This window comes from Comamonas avium (assembly GCF_014836675.1).
Classification (GTDB): Bacteria; Pseudomonadota; Gammaproteobacteria; order Burkholderiales; family Burkholderiaceae_C; genus Comamonas; species Comamonas avium.
Window position 1 is genome coordinate 286993 of the sequence record NZ_JACSQK010000006.1, and the last position, 17137, is coordinate 304129.

Sequence of the window (17137 nt, forward strand, 5' to 3'; positions counted from 1 at the left end):
CAGCTGCTTTTACGCGGCTTTTCTTTGGGTTGCTGTGCAGATTTTTCTGCCTACAACGCAACAGAATTTTTGTAGTTCGTAGCAGTAGCGCTTAGTGCTGATGCCCAGCTTGTGACTCAGCACGTCGCCCACGGTATCAGGTTCAGCCTTTGCTAATCACGATTACGGCTTGGCGACACGCCAGACGTTGCCGACACCATCCCCAGTGATGTCTCCGGGTTTGCTGTCTTTGACCCAGTAGTAAAGAGGTTTGCCTTGGTAGGCCCATTGCTTGTTGCCGTCGTCACGCGTGATAACGCTCCAGTTGCCAATGGGTGCTGCTCCAGCAGGAGCCATCAATGGTGGCCAGTTGGTGGCACACCCGCCATTGCATACGCTTTTGCCACTGCCAGCCGTATCTCGGTCAAAGACGTAGAGGGTCATCTGGTTGGGTCCAACGAGCTTGCCGTTCATGACTGTGGCTGGTGAGGCCTGCGCCATGGGCGGTTTGCTGGCGGGCGCAGTGCTGCAGGCCGTCAACCCTATGGCAGCCACTAAAGTGATGGAAGCTAAAAGTCTCATGGAATACTCCTTAAAGATCAGCACCAAGCTAGGTGGGCTCAGGTGTAGATGATTTTTCAGTCAGTGCATCCTGCATTTACGTAAGGGAGTATGAGATTTTGGGGTCAGCGGGCAGTACCCCTTGCCATGTGGGATGGGTATGGTGCGCGGGTTGCTTGAACGTTGACCCTTTTAGCCAGCAAGTGCCAAGTGCTAGGATAGATGGGCACTTTCCAAAGAGAGGTCAGCATGAACCGGACAATGACCATTCTTGCCATCATTGGCATCCTGGCGGCACTGTATTTTTTGAACAAATACGGCCTGTACTAAAGTCTGCTGCTAAGACGCAGCGCAGCAGGCGTGGTGAGCGCACTGAAAGTGCAACCCCCTAGTTGGCTGAAGCAATCGCGGGGCTTTGTGGACAGCAAGATCTGCGGGTGCTGACTGCGATTAGGCAGCTTTGCTGTGTGCTTGGATCTGAGAATAAAAAGCGCTGTAGTCGTTAAGACTGTGGCGCTTTTTTGATGAAACGCCATAGATAGACATATGGATCATCTCTAGGCGCTTGTTCATCGAGGAACAATAATTTTGGGGTCGTCTCTTTTAAAACGCGCTTATTGAACAGGGACGATGACGGCAACTCTTCGATTTTCCTTGCGCACCGCGCTGGCGTTGCTTGCTGGAAGTGGTTTGCTATTGCCGTAGCCCTGTACCGAAATGTTGGCTTGGGGGATGCCGGCATTGACCAATACCTGAGCAACTGCCTGAGCACGGCGCAGGGACAGTTGTTCGTTGTATGCATCGGCTCCCACATCGTCGGTATGACCTTCTACGCGAAGATGGTTGATGCCTACGCTATGGAGTGAGCGGGCCATTTTTTCCACATTGGTTTTCTGCTCGCCAGACAGCTTGTCAACATTGAAGTCGAACAACAATTTTCCAGGCATTTGGAGCTCCCAGCCTTCGTCGGTTTGCTCGAAACCGTATTCACGTAGAACATTGACTTGCTGGGATGACAGCCCCGTTGCGGCGGGTGGAGACTGGCATGCACTTAAAAAAAGAGCTATCGCCAAAGGGGTGCAACGAACGAATGCCTGCAGTAGTTTCTTCATCTTGGTTTCCTTTTTACGTTGTGCTGCCGATGGCCAAATGCTGTGATCCACGTCGCTGTGCTTTGGCGCGGTACATGGCGGTATCTGCTGAACGCAATAGCGTTGACATGTCCTGTCCGTGCACAGGATAGACGGCGATGCCGATACTTACCGAGGGTTGCAGGAACCCGCTGCTTTGCAGTGGAAGTGGGGGGCGCATGGCCTTGAGAATGTTGTCAGCGATTTGTGTGGCTTCGTCATTGCCCAGAATGGGAGTCAGAAGGACGGCAAATTCATCACCTCCCAGTCTTGCGACAACATCTGATGCACGCAACTGAGAACGTATTCGATGCGCCACCTCAATCAGCAATGCATCGCCTGCCTCATGCCCATAGGTGTCATTGACTTGCTTGAAGTGGTCGTTATCCAGGAACAAGACGGCAAAAGTGCAGTTTTCGTGCTGACCTTGGGCCAGCGCAGTTTGTAGGCGGTGCTCGAAATGTGCCCGGTTCGGCAGTCCTGTCAGACTGTCATGGCTTGCTTCATGCGCCAGTGCTGTGTTCTTGTGCTGAAGCTGGGTTTGCCGATCCTGCAGCTCATCGAGCAGCGTATTGAAGTCATTGCCAAGTTCTCGCAGTTCAAGAATACGAGCAGGTTGCACGCGCAATGCCAGATCGCGTTCGTAGCGCGCGGCTTTGGCTACTTCTGCCAGTGAATGCAAAGGCGTAACTATTTCACGCAGCATTCGTCGAGACAACCATGTCCCCATCGCACCACTTGCTGCCATGCACACCAGCAGTGCTGCAATGGCTGAAAGCAGAAAACCGAGCAGACCCCGACCATCGCCACTGAGCTCGATTTGGCCCACGACATGTTGATCGTGGTGGATTTCACTGACCGTTGGGGTTGTTAATATTTGTCGACCCAGCCATTCACCCAGCTCACTGATGAGGCCCTGATCCTGATGCCCCCATTGGGCGAGTACCTGGCCTTTTGCATCGCGGATACGAGCAAATGCAATGCCTTCGCCTTGCAGCATGCTGCCGAGTGTTTGATCGATTTCGTCTGCGTCTCGAAACACTACGGCGGCTTCAACGGTATAGGCCAGTGAGCGCGCAACGAGGCGAAGGTTGTTGTCGATGTACATCCGCAATGCTATGACCCCCGCTAGCAGCACAAGACAGCCAGCCATGGCAACAGATGCCCAGGCCATGCGTCGGTGTGCGCGGCGTACAACCCCCCCCAAGGTCGGGGCGTTCGCTCTATCAAGGTCAGCACTCATGGCTTGCCCTTGCGTCTGGCCAGTTGTAGTACCCGTGGATTCACGCGTACGCCGCTTCGGGCCACAGAGTCGAGATTCACTTCAAAAGACACATTGCCTGGACGCACGCTTAAGCAGAACATGCCTCCAATTGAGCAGGGTTCTTGCTGCTCGCTAATGGAGAGCACGGGTTGCCCTGTAAAGCGAGCTGCCAGTTGTTTCCAGGCACCTTCAGGCACCGTACCTACATAAATGCCGTCGCAGCTGGTCGCAAGCTCGGGATCATCCAGCCTCATTCGTCGAACCACGACTTTGCGTTCACCAGCAAGCTGGGCTCCCTTGAGGACTTCGTCGGCGTATTCTGTGGGCCCCAGCACACACAACCGGATGCTGGGAGGGTCAGCAGGCCAGCGTGTGTAGCTGACGATGCCAAAGACAGCCTGTGCGACACCTTGAGAACGCTCATCCGTTGCGATGTCTTGCGCACACGCAGTTGCAGGCAAGATCAACCCAGAAAGTAGAAGAAGTAAGACTGAAAAAATCTTGCGCAAAAAATACATGGGCGTTAGTGCCAAGGTTGTTCTGGAGTGACTGAGAGCGAAGCGTGCCTGAAGTCAGAGAGCCAGCAGTCGATGAATCACATGGCCGGGCAATGTTTATTGTTTGGACAGCCCTTCATTGGGTTGAAACTACCTCGGCATTGGTGGCAATGCAAATCGAGGCTCCTAAAGTACTGGATCTGGGGTTGCTTGCAGCGCATCAAGACTTGTGCCATCTACATAACGTCGATGTTAGCTAGCCCAAGTGATTGAGCAAAGGAGTAAAACAATACCAAGTCATAAATGGCTGGAACTGCGTTGTTTCTTGCTGCTGATCACAGTTGGCGGCGAATGAGTGCTCCAGTAAACAGCACAGGCCCAGTAGGGCCGGTTTCACTGGGCACCCCACCCTTGGGCTCCAGGCTGATGGCCAGTGTGGGCACGGCCTGTACTTCAGCTTCGTGGGCGGTGAGTTGTTCAACCTCCCCGCGACCTAGCACTCCCAGTGATCGTGGTGCTCCCTTTTGCGGCAAAGCCCATAGCTGAAGGGACTGGTTCGCAGCTTCTTGCACCGCCCCCACACGCTGGAGTACTAACTGGCTGTGATTGGCGTCGAAGGTGACGAGCATGGATGGCCCGGCTTTTGCGTCTGCCAGCACTGCCACGTACTGAATCTGTGGCGCAGCCTCTAATGCGGCTTGTGTAGTTTGCAGCTGTGTTTGCAGGCTGGACAATTGCTGTTGTGCGGTGTGTTTGAGTGCTTGGTGTGTCCACAATCCTACTGCTGTGGCAGCTACAGTAGCCAAGCCCCCAGCCAGTGCAGCGTTGCGCCACCAGGCCAGTGCGTGTGCCGCTGGGTTTTTTCTGCTGGCTATTTGTGGCCGGTTTTGCACGGCAGCAGATTTTTCAGCTTCAAGCAGGTTGTTGATTCGAATCCAGACGCTGGCATCTGGCTGCACAGGTGCTTGCATTTCTGACAAGGCTGCCCAGCGGCCTTGCCACAGCAGGGCTGCGGCACGCACTGGCGAATGCTCACGTGCCAGGTGCTCAAAGCGGCTGCGGGCTCCTGCGCGCAGTGTGCCCAGTGCATAGGCTGAGGCAAGGCGGTCCAGCAGCTCGGGGTTGTTCATTAAGTTCATGGCTGTACCTCGTACTGCTCAAACATGGCGGCTCATGCATTTGCGCAGTTGCTCCAGGCTGCGACGTATCCACGATTTGACAGTTCCCAGGGGGAGCTTCAGGTGCGTTGCCAACTCGCTGTGGCTCAGATCACGCAGGTACGCCAAGCTCACTACCTGGCGTTGTTCTTGTTCCAGGCGCTGCATGCACTGGTGAAGCGCTGCCGCTTGTTCGCTGGCCTCCACCAGTTGCATGGGGCTCTTGGCATCAGGGTGATCAGAAAGCGAGTCAGTGTCCTCCAGTGGGAGATTCGCATGCAAGCGTTCGGCACGGCGGCGGCGCAAAAAATCCAGAGACCGGCTGCGTACCAGCAAGCCCATCCATGCCAGCGGAGGACTGAGGGAGCTGCGGTAATCACCTGCATTGCGCCATATTCCCAGAAAGCTTTCCTGCAGCACATCCTCTGCCCACTCACGGTTGCCAACAATGCGCAGAGCCAGACCATACAGCCGTGAAGCGGTTTGATCGTATAAGTGCTTGAGTGCCGCCTCATCCTGGGCCGCAACGCGGTCCAGAAGTGCTATCAGCGTGTGATCTGGTGTTTGGGGGCTCATGCATGCCATTGTGATGAGAAGCGTTCTTGGTTGGATCAATTGTTGGATTGCTGCCAAGTCACATGGTTTTGTCTTGCGTAGTTGGCCTATCTCCATGTACGCAGCTTCCCGCCTTTCAGATGCATGACGTAGCTGAAGTACATGCAAAAAAATAATTGCATCCAGTTGCCTGCCAGCTGCGTATTCATAGTGTCAGTGCCGGTAGGTAATCTGATGCCGCTGCAGACTCACACGGATTCATCGCATGGCATGGCCTCTGCTTACAAATTCCTTGTAGCTTGGCGCCTGGCGTAAGTGCCACTTTGTCACTTCAGCGCGTTGCGTTTTGTGAGTTCTGTCTTTTTGGATTTTTAAAGGAGACCTTCATGAAATATCCGTTGATCCTTCGGGTGTCTGCGCTCTGTGTTCTGGCTGTGGGTTTGTCAGCGTGTTCGAGCATGGGTGGGCATTCGATGTACTCCCAGGCAAATCTGCCTGCTGCCGTGCAAGTTCCGGGGGGGCACAAGGTAGTGATGGAGACAGTGGGTGTGGGGCAAATCACTTATGAATGTCGCGCTAAAAAAGACATGGCGGGGGCGCATGAGTGGGTGTTTGTGGGGCCTGAGGCCAAGTTGCAGACACGCAGTGGCGCCGTCATTGGCCGGTATTGGGGTCCTCCTGCCACATGGGAAAATAACGATGGCTCCAAAGTCACCGCAACGCAGGTGGCGGTAGCGCCCGCCGGCATGGGGGATATTCCTGTGCAGTTAGTCAAGGCCAACCCAGCCACGGGCATGGGGGCGATGCAGGGCGTGACCTATATTCAGCGAGTGAATACGCGCGGAGGTATTGCGCCAGCCATGGCATGCAATGCTGGCAACATGGGTAGCAAGCAAATCGTGCCGTACCAAGCAGATTACATATTCTGGAAAGCCAGCTGATGTTCTCAATAGCGGCAACGCAAGGCTGCATGTTCCAGCGCAGCCTGGTGCAGGGCCGCTTTTCGCAGCCGTTAAAGCAAGCCATGGCTGTCAATTTTTGCTTCTGAGTAGCGAAATATTCAAATAACAATGCGGGGTTAGCCCCGCATTGTCTTTGGCTGGTTCTGGCACTTCCCATGCGGAACGTTGTGTCGTTGATGCCGTCAGAATGCGGTGCTCAAACGCCGTGAGCACGGCGGTGCATTCAAGCTGTGCTTCAATCGTTGGAGCATGTGACTGCCGCTGTTGCAGAGGGCTGAAGCATTCGCCATCCAGCAAATAATCACTAACGAAAAACCAACCATGACCTCTAGTGCTCTGGTGTGGCTGCGGCGCGATTTGCGTTGTGATGACCACGCTGCGCTGTACCACGCACTGCGCCGTTTTGACCGGGTGTATTGTGCTTTTGTCTTTGACACAGATATTTTGGATGCACTGCCCAGCAGGCAGGATCGACGTGTGGATTTCATTCATGCCAGCGTACTGGAGCTCGATAGCGGGCTGAAGGCGCTGGCAGAACGCAGCGGCGCACCCGGTAGTGGCTTGATCGTGCTGCATGGCCCAGCGGTAGATTGCATTGTGCAACTTGCACAAAAACTGGGTGTGCAAGAAGTACTGGTCAATCGCGACTATGAGCCTCAGGCCATTGCACGTGACCAACGTGCTGCTCAAGTTTTGCAGGCAGCAGGCATTGCATTGAGTGCCTACAAAGACCAGGTGCTGCTGGAGCAAGAGGAGGTGATGACGCAGCAGGGCCAGCCTTACAGTGTGTTCACGCCTTACAAGCGGGCATGGTTGCAGAAGTTGGATGCTTTTCAGCTCAAGCCTTATCCCGTTGAACGGTATGCGCACCATCTGGCGCCACCTCCTTGTGTGGAGCAGATACCCAGCTTGCAAGCACTGGGCTTTGCCCCCAGCAACTTGCATGCGCTGCGCCTGCCAACCGGTATGCAAGGTGCTCAGCAGCTGTTGCGCGACTTTGTTCCGCGCATGTCGCTCTACCATGAAGCACGTGACTACCCGGGGCGAAAAGGGGTGTCGTACCTGTCTGTGCATTTGCGTTTTGGAACGGTCTCCATTCGCCAGGTGGCAGCGCTGGCGCAGCAGCAATCTCGGCTAGGTGATGAGGGGGCGCAGACCTGGCTGTCAGAGCTGGCTTGGCGTGACTTTTATTTCATGATTTTGTGGCACCACCCGCGTGTTGTGAGGCAATCATTTCGGCAGGCCTATGACCGCGTGCAGTGGGACGATGCCCCTGAGCTATGGCAGGCATGGTGTGAGGCAAAAACAGGCTATCCACTGGTGGATGCGGCCATGCGCCAGTTGCACCAGACGGGCTATATGCATAACCGTTTGCGCATGGTGGTGGCCAGCTTTCTCACCAAAGACTTGGGAGTGGACTGGCGCAGGGGAGAGGCACACTTTGCGCAGCACCTCAATGACTTTGATTTGGCGGCCAACAACGGTGGCTGGCAGTGGGCCGCTTCTACGGGCTGCGATGCACAGCCATGGTTTCGGATTTTCAATCCGGTCACGCAGTCCCAGCGGTTTGATCCAGATGGCAGTTTCATCCGCCGCTATGTCCCTGAACTGGCGAAGGTGCCTGACAAGCACATTCATTTTCCTGCAGCCATGAAACCGCTGGAGCTACAGGCTTGCGGCGTACAGCTGGGGCAAAACTACCCATTGCCCGTGGTCGATCATGCTGCTGCGCGCCAGAGAACCTTGATGCGATTTCATTTTCTACGTGATGATGCCGACTGAAGGTCTGTGCTGAATGAAAACAAAAATAGCTGCCAACACTTGGCAAGCAAGCACTGGCAGCTATTTTTTGTGGCTAGCACCAGTCAGTCGTCAACCGAGCAAGAGGGCGTCGTCCGACAGTTTTTCGCCACGCACTTTCTCGAACATGTGCAGCAGATCGGTGACATCCATCTTGGAGCGTTCTTCGCCCGAGACATCCAGCACCACCTGGCCCTGGTGCAGCATGACGGTGCGCTCGCCCACGTCCAGCGCTTGGCGCATGGAGTGCGTGACCATCATGGTGGTCAGCTTGCTCTCATTGACAATGCGGGCTGTGAGCTGAAGCACAAAGTCTGCGGTACGGGGGTCGAGCGCGGCAGTGTGCTCGTCCAGCAGCAAAATACGTGAAGGTTGCAGTGCAGCCATCAGCAGGCTTACGGCCTGACGCTGGCCGCCAGACAGCAGACCAATGCGGTCGGTCAGACGGTTTTCCAGACCCAGCCCCAGCGTAGCCAAGCGCTCGCGGTATAGCGCACGGTGCTCGTTCTTGACTGCCAAAGACAAGCCACGTGAGGTGCCACGGCAGTGTGCCAGCGCCATGTTTTCTTCAATGCTCAGGTCTTCGCAAGTGCCGGCCATGGGGTCTTGAAAAACACGGGCCACGCGGTGGGCACGGTCCCAGACAGGGCGTCGGGTCATGTCTTCATCGGCAATATGGATGCTGCCTTTGTCCACGCTCTGGTCGCCAGAGACCGCATTCAAGAAGGTGGACTTGCCCGCTCCGTTGGAGCCAATGACGGTGACAAACTGGCCGTCAGGAATTTCCAGCGACAGACCGCGCAGCGCGCGCGTTTCAATCGGGGTGCCGGGGTTGAAGGTGAGTTCGAGGTTTTGTGCGCTCAACATAGGTTCACAACTTTCTTCTGTGGGCGCATCAAGGCTTGCGGCTCAGCTTGCGCTTGAGCTGTGGAATGACCAGGGCAATGGTCACAAGTACGGCGGTGACCAGGTTCAGATCTTGTGCTTTGAGGCCGATGAAATCGCTGTTCAATGCAGCAGCAATAAAGAAGCGGTAGACGATGGCACCAATTACGACAGCCAGCGTGGCCCAGATGATTTTGCGCGACGGCAAGATGGACTCACCCACGATCACTGCTGCCAGACCAATCACGATGGTGCCGATGCCCATGGAGATGTCCGAGCCACCTTGGGTCTGCACAAACATGGCGCCCGCCAAGCCTACCAGACCGTTAGAGACGGCCATGCCCAGCAAAATCATGCCACCTGTATTGACGCCTTGAGCGCGAGCCATGCGGGCGTTAGAGCCCGTGGCACGAATGGCCAGGCCCCGCTCGGTGGCGAAGAACCAGTCCAGCAGCAGCTTGGCGGCAATCACAATGACGAGCAGGAGCAGAGGGCGGAAGACGTAGTCGTCCATACCTTCGGGCTGCAGCATGTTGAAGATGGTGGGGTCGTTAATCAGGGGAATGTTGGGGCCACCCATGATGCGCAGGTTCACGGAGTACAGCGCAATCATCATCAAGATGGAGGCCAGCAAGTCCATGATTTTGAGCTTGACGTTCAGCCAGCCGGTCACCATGCCGGCGGCAGCGCCTGCAGCCGTGGCGGCCAGGGTAGCCACCCAGGGGTTGGTGCCCGTAGAGATCAAGACGGCACACACAGCGCCACCCAGGGGAAAGCTGCCATCTACAGTCAGATCGGGAAAACGCAGCAATCGAAAAGAGATGTACACACCCAGCGCGACCAGGGCAAAGATCAGGCCAATTTCAACGGCGCCGAGCAGTGAAAACAGAGACATAGTGAAAAAACTTCAATGAAAAAAGGCAGGGCCAGAAAGTTGGCGCCTGCCTTGGTGCTATGCGGGCTTATTGCACCACTTGCGCGGCGCTCTTGACCAGTGCGTCAGACAGTTTGATGCCTTGCTTTTCGGCAGCACTCGGGTTCACAAACAGTTCCATCTTGGTGCTCACCTCAGGCTTGATCGTGCCCGGTGCTTCGCCCTTCAGAATACGGGCCACCATGCGGCCAGTCTGTTCGCCCAAGTCACGGTAGTTGATACCGTACGCAGCGACAGCACCGCGTTTGACGGAGTCAGTATCCGAAGCGACCAATGGAATTTTGGCGTCCTGGCCCACTTTGACCAGGGCTTCATAGGCAGACACGACGTTGTTGTCGGTGGAGGTGTAAATCACATCCACTTTGCCAATCAGGCTGCGGGCAGCGCTGCTGACGTCCACCGAGCGAGGTGCCGCTGCTTCAACCAATGTCATGCCCAGTGTAGGCAGCAGCTTTTGCAGCTCTTTGACCACCACCACAGAGTTTGCTTCGCCGGGGTTGTAGACCATGCCAACGCGCTTGGCAGTGGGCACCACTTGCTTGACCAGGTTCATCTGCTTGTCCAGCGCCAGCAAGTCGGAAACACCGGTCACGTTGGTTTTGGACGCTTCCCAGCTGGGAACCAGCTTGGCAACGACGGGGTCAGTCACAGCAGAGAACACGACGGGCACGCTCTTGGTGGAGGCTACGACGGCCTGGGCCGAAGGGGTGGCAATGGCAACGATGGCATCGGGCTTGTCTCCCACAAATTTGCGAGCGATTTGCGCTGCCGTGCCGGTATTGCCCTGGGCGCTTTGGTATTGCCACTTCAGGTTCTTGCCAGATTCAAAGCCTTCTGCTTTGAGTGCGGCCTGAACGCCGTCACGCACGGCATCCAGTGCAGGGTGCTCCACGATGGCGGTCACCGCGACAGACTTGTCTGCAGCGTGTGCACCTGTCATGGAAGCGATGGCCAGGGCGACAGCACCCAGAGGTGCCCAGGACTTGAAATTCATTGCGTTTTCTCCACCATTGTTATGAAGCCTAGAAGGCATTTATGCATGCAAGGAACAGGCCAGTTGTCTGCTCTTTGCGCCGAACAAGTCTATAGCAGCAGGTCTTGGTCATTGCTGGGCAAAGACGTGTGCTGTGACAGTTTGTCAACACGGCGCAGTTTTTGTGCGTAATGAACCTGATTGGTGCAGTTGCTCAGATTTTGTGCAGCAAATATTGGAAAAAAAGACCCGCAAAGCGGGTCTTTTTTGCATGAAGCATGCGTGGCGTTACATGCCCGAGTAGTTCGGGCCGCCGCCGCCTTCCGGGGTCACCCACACGATGTTCTGTGTGGGGTCCTTGATGTCGCAGGTTTTGCAGTGCACACAATTTTGTGCGTTGATCTGCAGGCGCTGTGCATTGCCGCCTTTGTCTGTGTCCGCAACAAACTCATAGACGCCCGCAGGGCAGTAGCGACTTTCTGGCCCGGCATATTTGGCCAGGTTGATGTTCACGGGTACAGAGGCGTCTTTGAGCGTCAGGTGCGCAGGCTGGTCTTCGCCATGGTTGGTGTTGCTGATGAAGACGCTGGAGAGGCGGTCAAACGTCAATTTTCCATCGGGCTTAGGGTAGGCGATGGGCTGGCACTCGGCCGCAGGCTTGAGGTAGGCGTGGTCAGGTTTGTCGCGGTGCAGCGTCCATGGAATGCAGCCTTTGAGCAGGAATTGCTCCAGGCCGTTCATGACGGTTGCGGTTGACAGGCCCTTCTTGAACCAGGTCTTGAAGTTGCGTGCCTTCCACAGCTCTTCGTAGAGCCAGCTGTTTTCAAACGCGGTTTCGTAGGCCGCCAGCTCGTCGCCCTGGCGACCGGCGACGATGGCGTCGTACGCTGCTTCAGCAGCCAGCATGCCGGTTTTGATTGCAGCATGGCTGCCCTTGATGCGCGAGGCATTCAAGAAGCCAGCGTCACAGCCCACCAGCGCACCGCCGGGGAACACCAGCTTGGGCAGGCTCAAAATACCGCCTGCAGTGATGGCGCGTGCGCCGTACGAGATGCGCTTGGCTGGCTTGATGCCCTTGGCTTCGTCACCTTCCAGGTAGTAGCGGATGTTGGGGTGGGTCTTCCAACGCTGCATTTCCTCGAACGGAGACAGGTAGGGGTTGGCGTAATCCAGGCCCGTGACAAAGCCCAGTGTGACCAGGTTGTCTTCCAGGTGGTACAGAAAGCCACCGCCATAGGTTTTGCTGTCCATGGGCCAGCCGCCGGTGTGCAGCACCATGCCGGGTTTGTGGCGTGCGGGGTCGATCTCCCACAGCTCTTTAATGCCCAGTCCATAGGCCTGGGGATCTTTGCCCTCGTCCAGATTGAACTTGGCAATCAGTTGCTTGCCCAGATGCCCGCGTGAGCCTTCAGAGAAGATGGTGTATTTGCCATGCAACTCCATGCCCAGCTGGAAGTCACCCGTGGGCTCGCCATCTTTGCCTACGCCCATGTTGCCGGTGGCAATGCCTTTGACGGAGCCATCTTCGTGGTAGAGCACTTCCGCAGCAGCGAAGCCGGGGAAAATTTCTACGCCCAGTGCTTCTGCCTGGTCGGCCAGCCACTTGGTGACAAAGCCCAGACGCACCACAAAGTTGCCTTCGTTGTGAAAGCACTTGGGCAGCAGGAAATTGGGCGTGCGCAGCGAGCTTTTTTCGCTGAAGAACACCATGGCATCTTCGGTGACGGGCTGGTTCAGGGGGGCTCCCTTTTCTTTCCAGTCAGGGATCAGCTCCGTCAGTGCCTTGGGGTCCATGATGGCGCCGGACAGCGTGTGCGCACCAGGCTCTGAACCTTTTTCCAGAACCACCACCGAAACGTCTTGGCCTTTCTCGGCTGCCAGCTGTTTGAGGCGAATGGCCGTTGCCAGACCGCCAGGGCCGCCGCCGACGATCACTACGTCGTATTCCATAGCCTCTCGCGGGCCGTACTGCGCCAAGATTTCTGCGTTTGTCATCGGGGTGTCTCTCTTGGGAATAATAAAAATCTAAATGGCACGCTCGTGCGGATGGCCACAATTTGGGGCTGATTTTATGCGTCCAGATCGCTTCTGCCCAAAAACTTGAGGCTGGCAGGGCGTGATTTGCGGGCCATATCGACTTTTTAGACACATCTGTGACACCTAGGTGACGCCATACAGACGCAATCGCACTGGGTTAGGCTGACGCACTTGAACAAGATGAGCCTACTGGCGAACAAGCAGGAGCAAAGGGAATGAAACTGGAAATACCAGAGCACAAAAAGCTGGTCTATGAAACGAGCTTTGCTGTGAAGTGGGGGGATATGGATGCCATGGGGCATGTCAACAACGCGATGTACTTCAAATATATGGAGCACGCGCGTGTGGACTGGTTCAGCCAGATTGGTTTTTTGCTGCTGCCCAATGGTCAGGGGCCCGTGATTGCAAATGCGTTTTGCAACTTCAAACGGCAGCTTAAATACCCAGACAACGTGTTGCTCAAGATGTATGTGAGTGACCCAGCACGCGCCACGTTTGACACCTGGACAACGATGGAGCGTGTGAGCGAGCCCGGAGTACTGTGCGCAGCCGGTGGCGCAACGGTGATCTGGATTGATACGGCGCGCCAGAAGGCTGCTTCACTTCCAGAAGCACTTAGCGCGCTTGTATCTTAGCTTTCAGATATAAAAGTATCTGAAGTCCTTGTTAGGCAAGCGATAAGTGCTCATTTTTATTTAAGCCTTGGCTTTGGGTACGCGGCCCATCAGATAAAACTCTGGGTTGGGCTGCATGCCGGCAAAGCTGGCCATGCGGTTGGACAGGCCAAAGAACGCCGTAATGGCTGCAATGTCCCAGGCGTCTTCATCGTCAAAGCCGTGGGCATGCAAGGCGGCAAAGTCGGCGTCTTGCAGCGCATGGCTGTCCTGGCTGACCTTCATCGCAAAATCCAGCATGGCACGCTGGCGCGCAGTGATGTCTGCCTTGCGGTAGTTGACCGCTACCTGGTCGGCCAGCAGAGGTTTTTTCTCGTAGATGCGCAAGATGGCACCGTGCGCCACCACACAGTACAGGCACTGGTTGGCGGCGCTGGTGGTGGTGACGATCATTTCGCGCTCGCCCTTGGTCAGGTTGCCGTCTTCTTTGAGCATCAGCGCGTCGTGGTAGGCAAAAAATGCGCGCCACTCTGCCGGCCGGCGTGCAAAGGCCAAGAAGACGTTGGGAACAAATCCCGCCTTCTCTTGCACCTCCAGAATGCGGCTGCGCAGGTCTTCCGGCAGCGTGCTGATATCTGGAAAAGGGTAGCGGGTAGTGGTCATGGTGCTTGTCTCCGTATATTGGTTTTATCGGCGCCATCTTGGCGATGGCTATCCGCAGCATACCGACAAGCATTCGCCGTGACCGACAATGGCGGCTATTGCAGAACAATGGAATTGGAATGAGCGAAGGAAATCAAAGCACCGACTGGGCCGCCTGGAGTCGCGAGGCGGTAGAAGCCATGATGGCCCACAACGCGCAATGGCCACGCCAGTTTGGCTTGCTCGAAGCGCCCAGCTACCGCTGGGATCTGGACAAGGCCACGCTGGTGCTGCAGGCGCCCCTGCACCAGGTAGTGGCCACCGTGTGTCTGGTGGGCACCACCAGTGACAGTGAAGGCAGCTTTTTATGGAGCTGGGCCAACGATGCCATTCCTGCCCAGCACAGCGAAGCCTTGCAGGTGGTGCGTGAGTTTGGGCAGGCCAATGATCTGGCGTTGCTGACCACGCCCCGCATTGTGGGTGGTCGCCCGGAAGCGACGGAGTGCCTGTGTATTGCGGGGCGTTTGCAGCGCGCGGTGGGCACGTTCATTGACAAGCAAGGCGACGTGACGCTGTACTTCACCATTTTGCATTTGCAGGTGGCGGGCGATGAAGGGGTGCTGGTGAACTGACGCTGGTTCAGGTGTCTTGCTGTGCAAGAAAAAAACGCTCTTCGGAGCGTTTTTTCTTGTTACGGCGCACAGATCAGCGAAGTGGATATGGCACGCTGCGCGTGCTGGAGCCGTAATGCAAAAGCCCTCCTGCGCAAGGCAAAGAGGGCTTGTGTCTGCCATTAGGCTGGCTGATTTACAGCTTGCCAGCGCGCAGGGCTTGCAGCGCGGCTGCTACGCCTGCGCCGTACGCTGGATCTGCCTTGGTGCAGTGCTCAATGTGCTTGTCGATGATGTACTGCGACACACCATTGATGTTGCGTGCGGTGTTGGCAAACAGCAATTGCTGCTTGTCTGGTGTCATCAGGCGGAACAGGTCACCCGGCTGGGTGAAGTAGTCGCTGTCGTCTTCACGATAGTCCCAGCGGGCCACGTCACCGTACAGCTTTTCTACTGGCTCAGCGTACTCAGGCTGCTCTTTCCATGCGCCCTTGGTGTTGGGTTCATAGGCAATCGTGCGGCCAAAGTTGCCATCCACGCGCATGGCACCATCGCGGTGGTACTGGTTGACAGGGCAGCGCGGTGCGTTCACGGGAATCTGGTGGTGGTTCACACCCAGACGGTAGCGTGCTGCATCTGCGTAAGAGAACAGGCGCGATTGCAGCATGCGGTCTGGCGAAGGGCCGATGCCAGGTACCAGGTTGGAGGGCGCGAACGCTGATTGCTCGACGTCAGCGTAGTAGTTGTCGCTGTTGCGGTTCAGTTCCATCACGCCTACTTCGATCAGCGGAAAGTCCTTCTTGCTCCATACCTTGGTCAGATCGAAGGGGTGGAAGCGGTAGGTTTGCGCTTGCTCTTCGGTCATGATCTGCACACACAGCGTCCACTTGGGGAAGTCACCGCGGTCAATGGCCTCCAGCAAATCGCGCTGCGAAGATTCACGGTCGCCGGCAACCACAGCAGCGGCTTCTGCGTCGCTCAGGTTTTGAATGCCCTGCTGGCAGCGCCAGTGGAATTTCACGTAGTGGCGCAGGCCGTCCTTGTTGATCAAGGAGTAGGTGTGTGAGCCAAAACCATGCATGTGGCGGTAACCCGTAGGAATGCCACGGTCGCTCATCACGATAGTGATCTGGTGCAGCGCTTCGGGCAGGCCGGTCCAGAAATCCCAGTTGTTCTCGGCCGAGCGCATGTTGGTGTATGGATCGCGCTTGACGGCCTTGTTCAGGTCGGGGAACTTGAGTGGATCGCGGAAAAAGAAGACGGGGGTGTTGTTGCCCACCAGGTCCCAGTTGCCTTCTTCGGTGTACAGCTTGACGGCAAAGCCACGGATATCGCGCTCGGCATCTGCTGCGCCTCGTTCACCAGCGACGGTGGAAAAGCGTGCGAACAGCTCTGTTTTCTTGCCAATTTCTGAGAACACCTTGGCACGGGTGTACTGGGTGATATCACCAGTGACGGTGAAGGTGCCGAAAGCACCTGAGCCTTTGGCGTGCATGCGACGCTCTGGAATCACTTCGCGGTGAAAGTGCGCCAGCTTCTCCAGATGCCACAAGTCTTGCAGCAGCATGGGGCCGCGTGGGCCTGCGGTCAGAGAATCCTGATTGTTGGGTACCGGTGCGCCGGCTGCGGTGGTGAGGCGGTTCATCGCAAGCTTCCTTTTGATGGAGGGACAGACTGGAAGGGCTACGCAGAAAGGCTGTCCGCTTTGCTGACTGCGTGTGCAACTCAAGAGCTGTAGTTATTCTTAACTAGAAACTATCAAAAATAATTGTCAATTGATTGGTTTTATGAATCGCGCCGATTAAGGCTCTGCGCACGCTATCGGGGGGTGGCATGCAGATATTTTGCGCACTCTCATGCTATTGCGAATGTCAGAGCAAGTCGCAGATATAGCGCAACATTGCACAAAGCGATCAACGGTGCTGCTGTGCTTTCAGCTGGCGGATACCAGCTTGTGCACCAGATCTGCGGTGGTGCTGGCATCGTATTTGCGCATCAGGCGTGCGCGGTAGATTTCTACGGTGCGATGGCTGATGCCCAGGGTGCGACCGATTTCTTTGGAGGTCAGGCCTTCCAGCAATTTGGCTGCCACTTCACGCTCGCGGCCTGTGAGCGTGGCTTTGACAGGACGCTGCTCGCTGAGGTCTTCAAAACTCCATATGCCTTCAGCATGCGGGTTCAGACGGTCCAAAGCGCGGCCGCTGACGTGGCACCAGAACGTCTCGCCTGTGGCCCGTTTCATGATCCGGTTGTCTGAATATGTTCCCTTGGCATTGAGAATGGGAGCCATGCGCGCACCCAGACGTTCGTACTCGTCGGCAGAGGGGTAAAGTATTTGAAATGACTGACCCAGCAAGAGTTCGCGCGAGGTGGTGAACATCTCGCAGACACGCTGATTGCAATCGACCATGATGCGGTTGCGCGAGATCACCAGCCCCACAGGGGCCAGCTCGAAAGCCAAACGGTGATCCAGATTCATGGTGCAACACTCTAGGAAAAACTACGTACGTGGTTACGTAGTATCTTTGAAGCGTGC

Annotated in this window: 17 protein-coding genes; 4 read left to right on the forward strand and 13 right to left on the reverse strand. The window is 56.2% G+C overall.

The features are described 5' to 3' along the window. Positions 1-162: 162 nt before the first annotated feature. From H9646_RS13785 to H9646_RS13810, 6 genes are all read right to left on the reverse strand, one after another. Positions 163-561 (reverse strand): COG4315 family predicted lipoprotein, encoded by a 399-nt coding sequence (locus tag H9646_RS13785; RefSeq protein WP_191723936.1) that lies wholly within the window; start codon positions 559-561, stop codon positions 163-165. A 593-nt stretch (positions 562-1154) separates the two neighbouring features. Then, positions 1155-1652, reverse strand: a complete 498-nt coding sequence (locus tag H9646_RS13790) for an OmpA family protein (RefSeq protein WP_191723937.1) — start codon at positions 1650-1652, stop codon at positions 1155-1157. A 13-nt stretch (positions 1653-1665) separates the two neighbouring features. After that, a complete protein-coding gene (locus H9646_RS13795) occupies positions 1666-2913 on the reverse strand; it encodes a diguanylate cyclase domain-containing protein (protein WP_191723938.1) in 1248 nt (415 codons plus the stop codon). Next, positions 2910-3395, reverse strand: coding sequence for a YfiR family protein (locus H9646_RS13800; RefSeq protein ID WP_225214201.1), 486 nt, complete (start codon positions 3393-3395; stop codon positions 2910-2912). Before H9646_RS13800 ends, H9646_RS13795 begins: the two co-directional genes overlap by 4 nt. Before the next feature lie 371 nt (positions 3396-3766). After that, complete coding sequence (locus H9646_RS13805) at positions 3767-4570, reverse strand: anti-sigma factor (RefSeq protein ID WP_191723940.1); 804 nt, start codon at positions 4568-4570, stop codon at positions 3767-3769. Positions 4571-4588: 18 nt separating this feature from the next. Then, positions 4589-5164, reverse strand: a complete 576-nt coding sequence (locus tag H9646_RS13810) for an RNA polymerase sigma factor (RefSeq protein ID WP_191723941.1) — start codon at positions 5162-5164, stop codon at positions 4589-4591. Positions 5165-5529: 365 nt separating this feature from the next. Here H9646_RS13810 and H9646_RS13815 point away from each other — a divergent pair, with 365 nt between their 5' ends. Both H9646_RS13815 and H9646_RS13820 read left to right on the forward strand, forming a co-directional pair. Beyond that, positions 5530-6084, forward strand: a complete 555-nt coding sequence (locus H9646_RS13815) for a DUF3455 domain-containing protein (protein WP_191723942.1) — start codon at positions 5530-5532, stop codon at positions 6082-6084. 342 nt (positions 6085-6426) lie between these two features. Beyond that, a complete protein-coding gene (locus H9646_RS13820) occupies positions 6427-7887 on the forward strand; it encodes a cryptochrome/photolyase family protein (RefSeq protein WP_191723943.1) in 1461 nt (486 codons plus the stop codon). A gap of 90 nt (positions 7888-7977) precedes the next feature. Here H9646_RS13820 and H9646_RS13825 read toward each other — a convergent pair whose 3' ends face one another. The 4 genes from H9646_RS13825 to H9646_RS13840 all read right to left on the reverse strand — a co-directional run bounded on the left by H9646_RS13825 (position 7978) and on the right by H9646_RS13840 (position 12692). Beyond that, complete coding sequence (locus H9646_RS13825) at positions 7978-8772, reverse strand: ABC transporter ATP-binding protein (RefSeq protein ID WP_191723944.1); 795 nt, start codon at positions 8770-8772, stop codon at positions 7978-7980. A 28-nt stretch (positions 8773-8800) separates the two neighbouring features. Further along, a complete protein-coding gene (locus H9646_RS13830; RefSeq protein ID WP_191723945.1) occupies positions 8801-9685 on the reverse strand; it encodes an ABC transporter permease in 885 nt (294 codons plus the stop codon). A gap of 67 nt (positions 9686-9752) precedes the next feature. After that, on the reverse strand, positions 9753-10718 hold the full coding sequence (locus H9646_RS13835) for an ABC transporter substrate-binding protein (RefSeq protein ID WP_191723946.1): 966 nt from the start codon (positions 10716-10718) through the stop codon (positions 9753-9755). 267 nt (positions 10719-10985) lie between these two features. Further along, positions 10986-12692, reverse strand: a complete 1707-nt coding sequence (locus H9646_RS13840) for an electron transfer flavoprotein-ubiquinone oxidoreductase (protein WP_191723947.1) — start codon at positions 12690-12692, stop codon at positions 10986-10988. Positions 12693-12949: 257 nt separating this feature from the next. Between H9646_RS13840 and H9646_RS13845 the strand changes: the two genes are divergently transcribed. Then, positions 12950-13369, forward strand: a complete 420-nt coding sequence (locus H9646_RS13845; RefSeq protein WP_191723948.1) for an acyl-CoA thioesterase — start codon at positions 12950-12952, stop codon at positions 13367-13369. Positions 13370-13429: 60 nt separating this feature from the next. Here H9646_RS13845 and H9646_RS13850 read toward each other — a convergent pair whose 3' ends face one another. Continuing rightward, entirely contained in the window at positions 13430-14011 is a 582-nt protein-coding gene (locus H9646_RS13850; protein WP_191723949.1) for a peroxidase-related enzyme, read from the reverse strand. Positions 14012-14130: 119 nt separating this feature from the next. On the opposite strand from H9646_RS13850, the gene H9646_RS13855 reads away from it, so the two are divergent. Continuing rightward, positions 14131-14622, forward strand: coding sequence for a DUF6882 domain-containing protein (locus H9646_RS13855; RefSeq protein ID WP_191723950.1), 492 nt, complete (start codon positions 14131-14133; stop codon positions 14620-14622). 175 nt (positions 14623-14797) lie between these two features. On the opposite strand, the gene H9646_RS13860 is transcribed toward H9646_RS13855, so the two are convergent. Continuing rightward, positions 14798-16246, reverse strand: a complete 1449-nt coding sequence (locus tag H9646_RS13860) for a catalase (RefSeq protein ID WP_191723951.1) — start codon at positions 16244-16246, stop codon at positions 14798-14800. A gap of 288 nt (positions 16247-16534) precedes the next feature. Continuing rightward, positions 16535-17080 carry a PAS and helix-turn-helix domain-containing protein gene (locus H9646_RS13865; protein ID WP_191723952.1) on the reverse strand — a complete coding sequence of 182 codons (546 nt, stop codon included), beginning with the start codon at positions 17078-17080 and terminating at the stop codon, positions 16535-16537. Positions 17081-17137 lie beyond the last annotated feature (57 nt).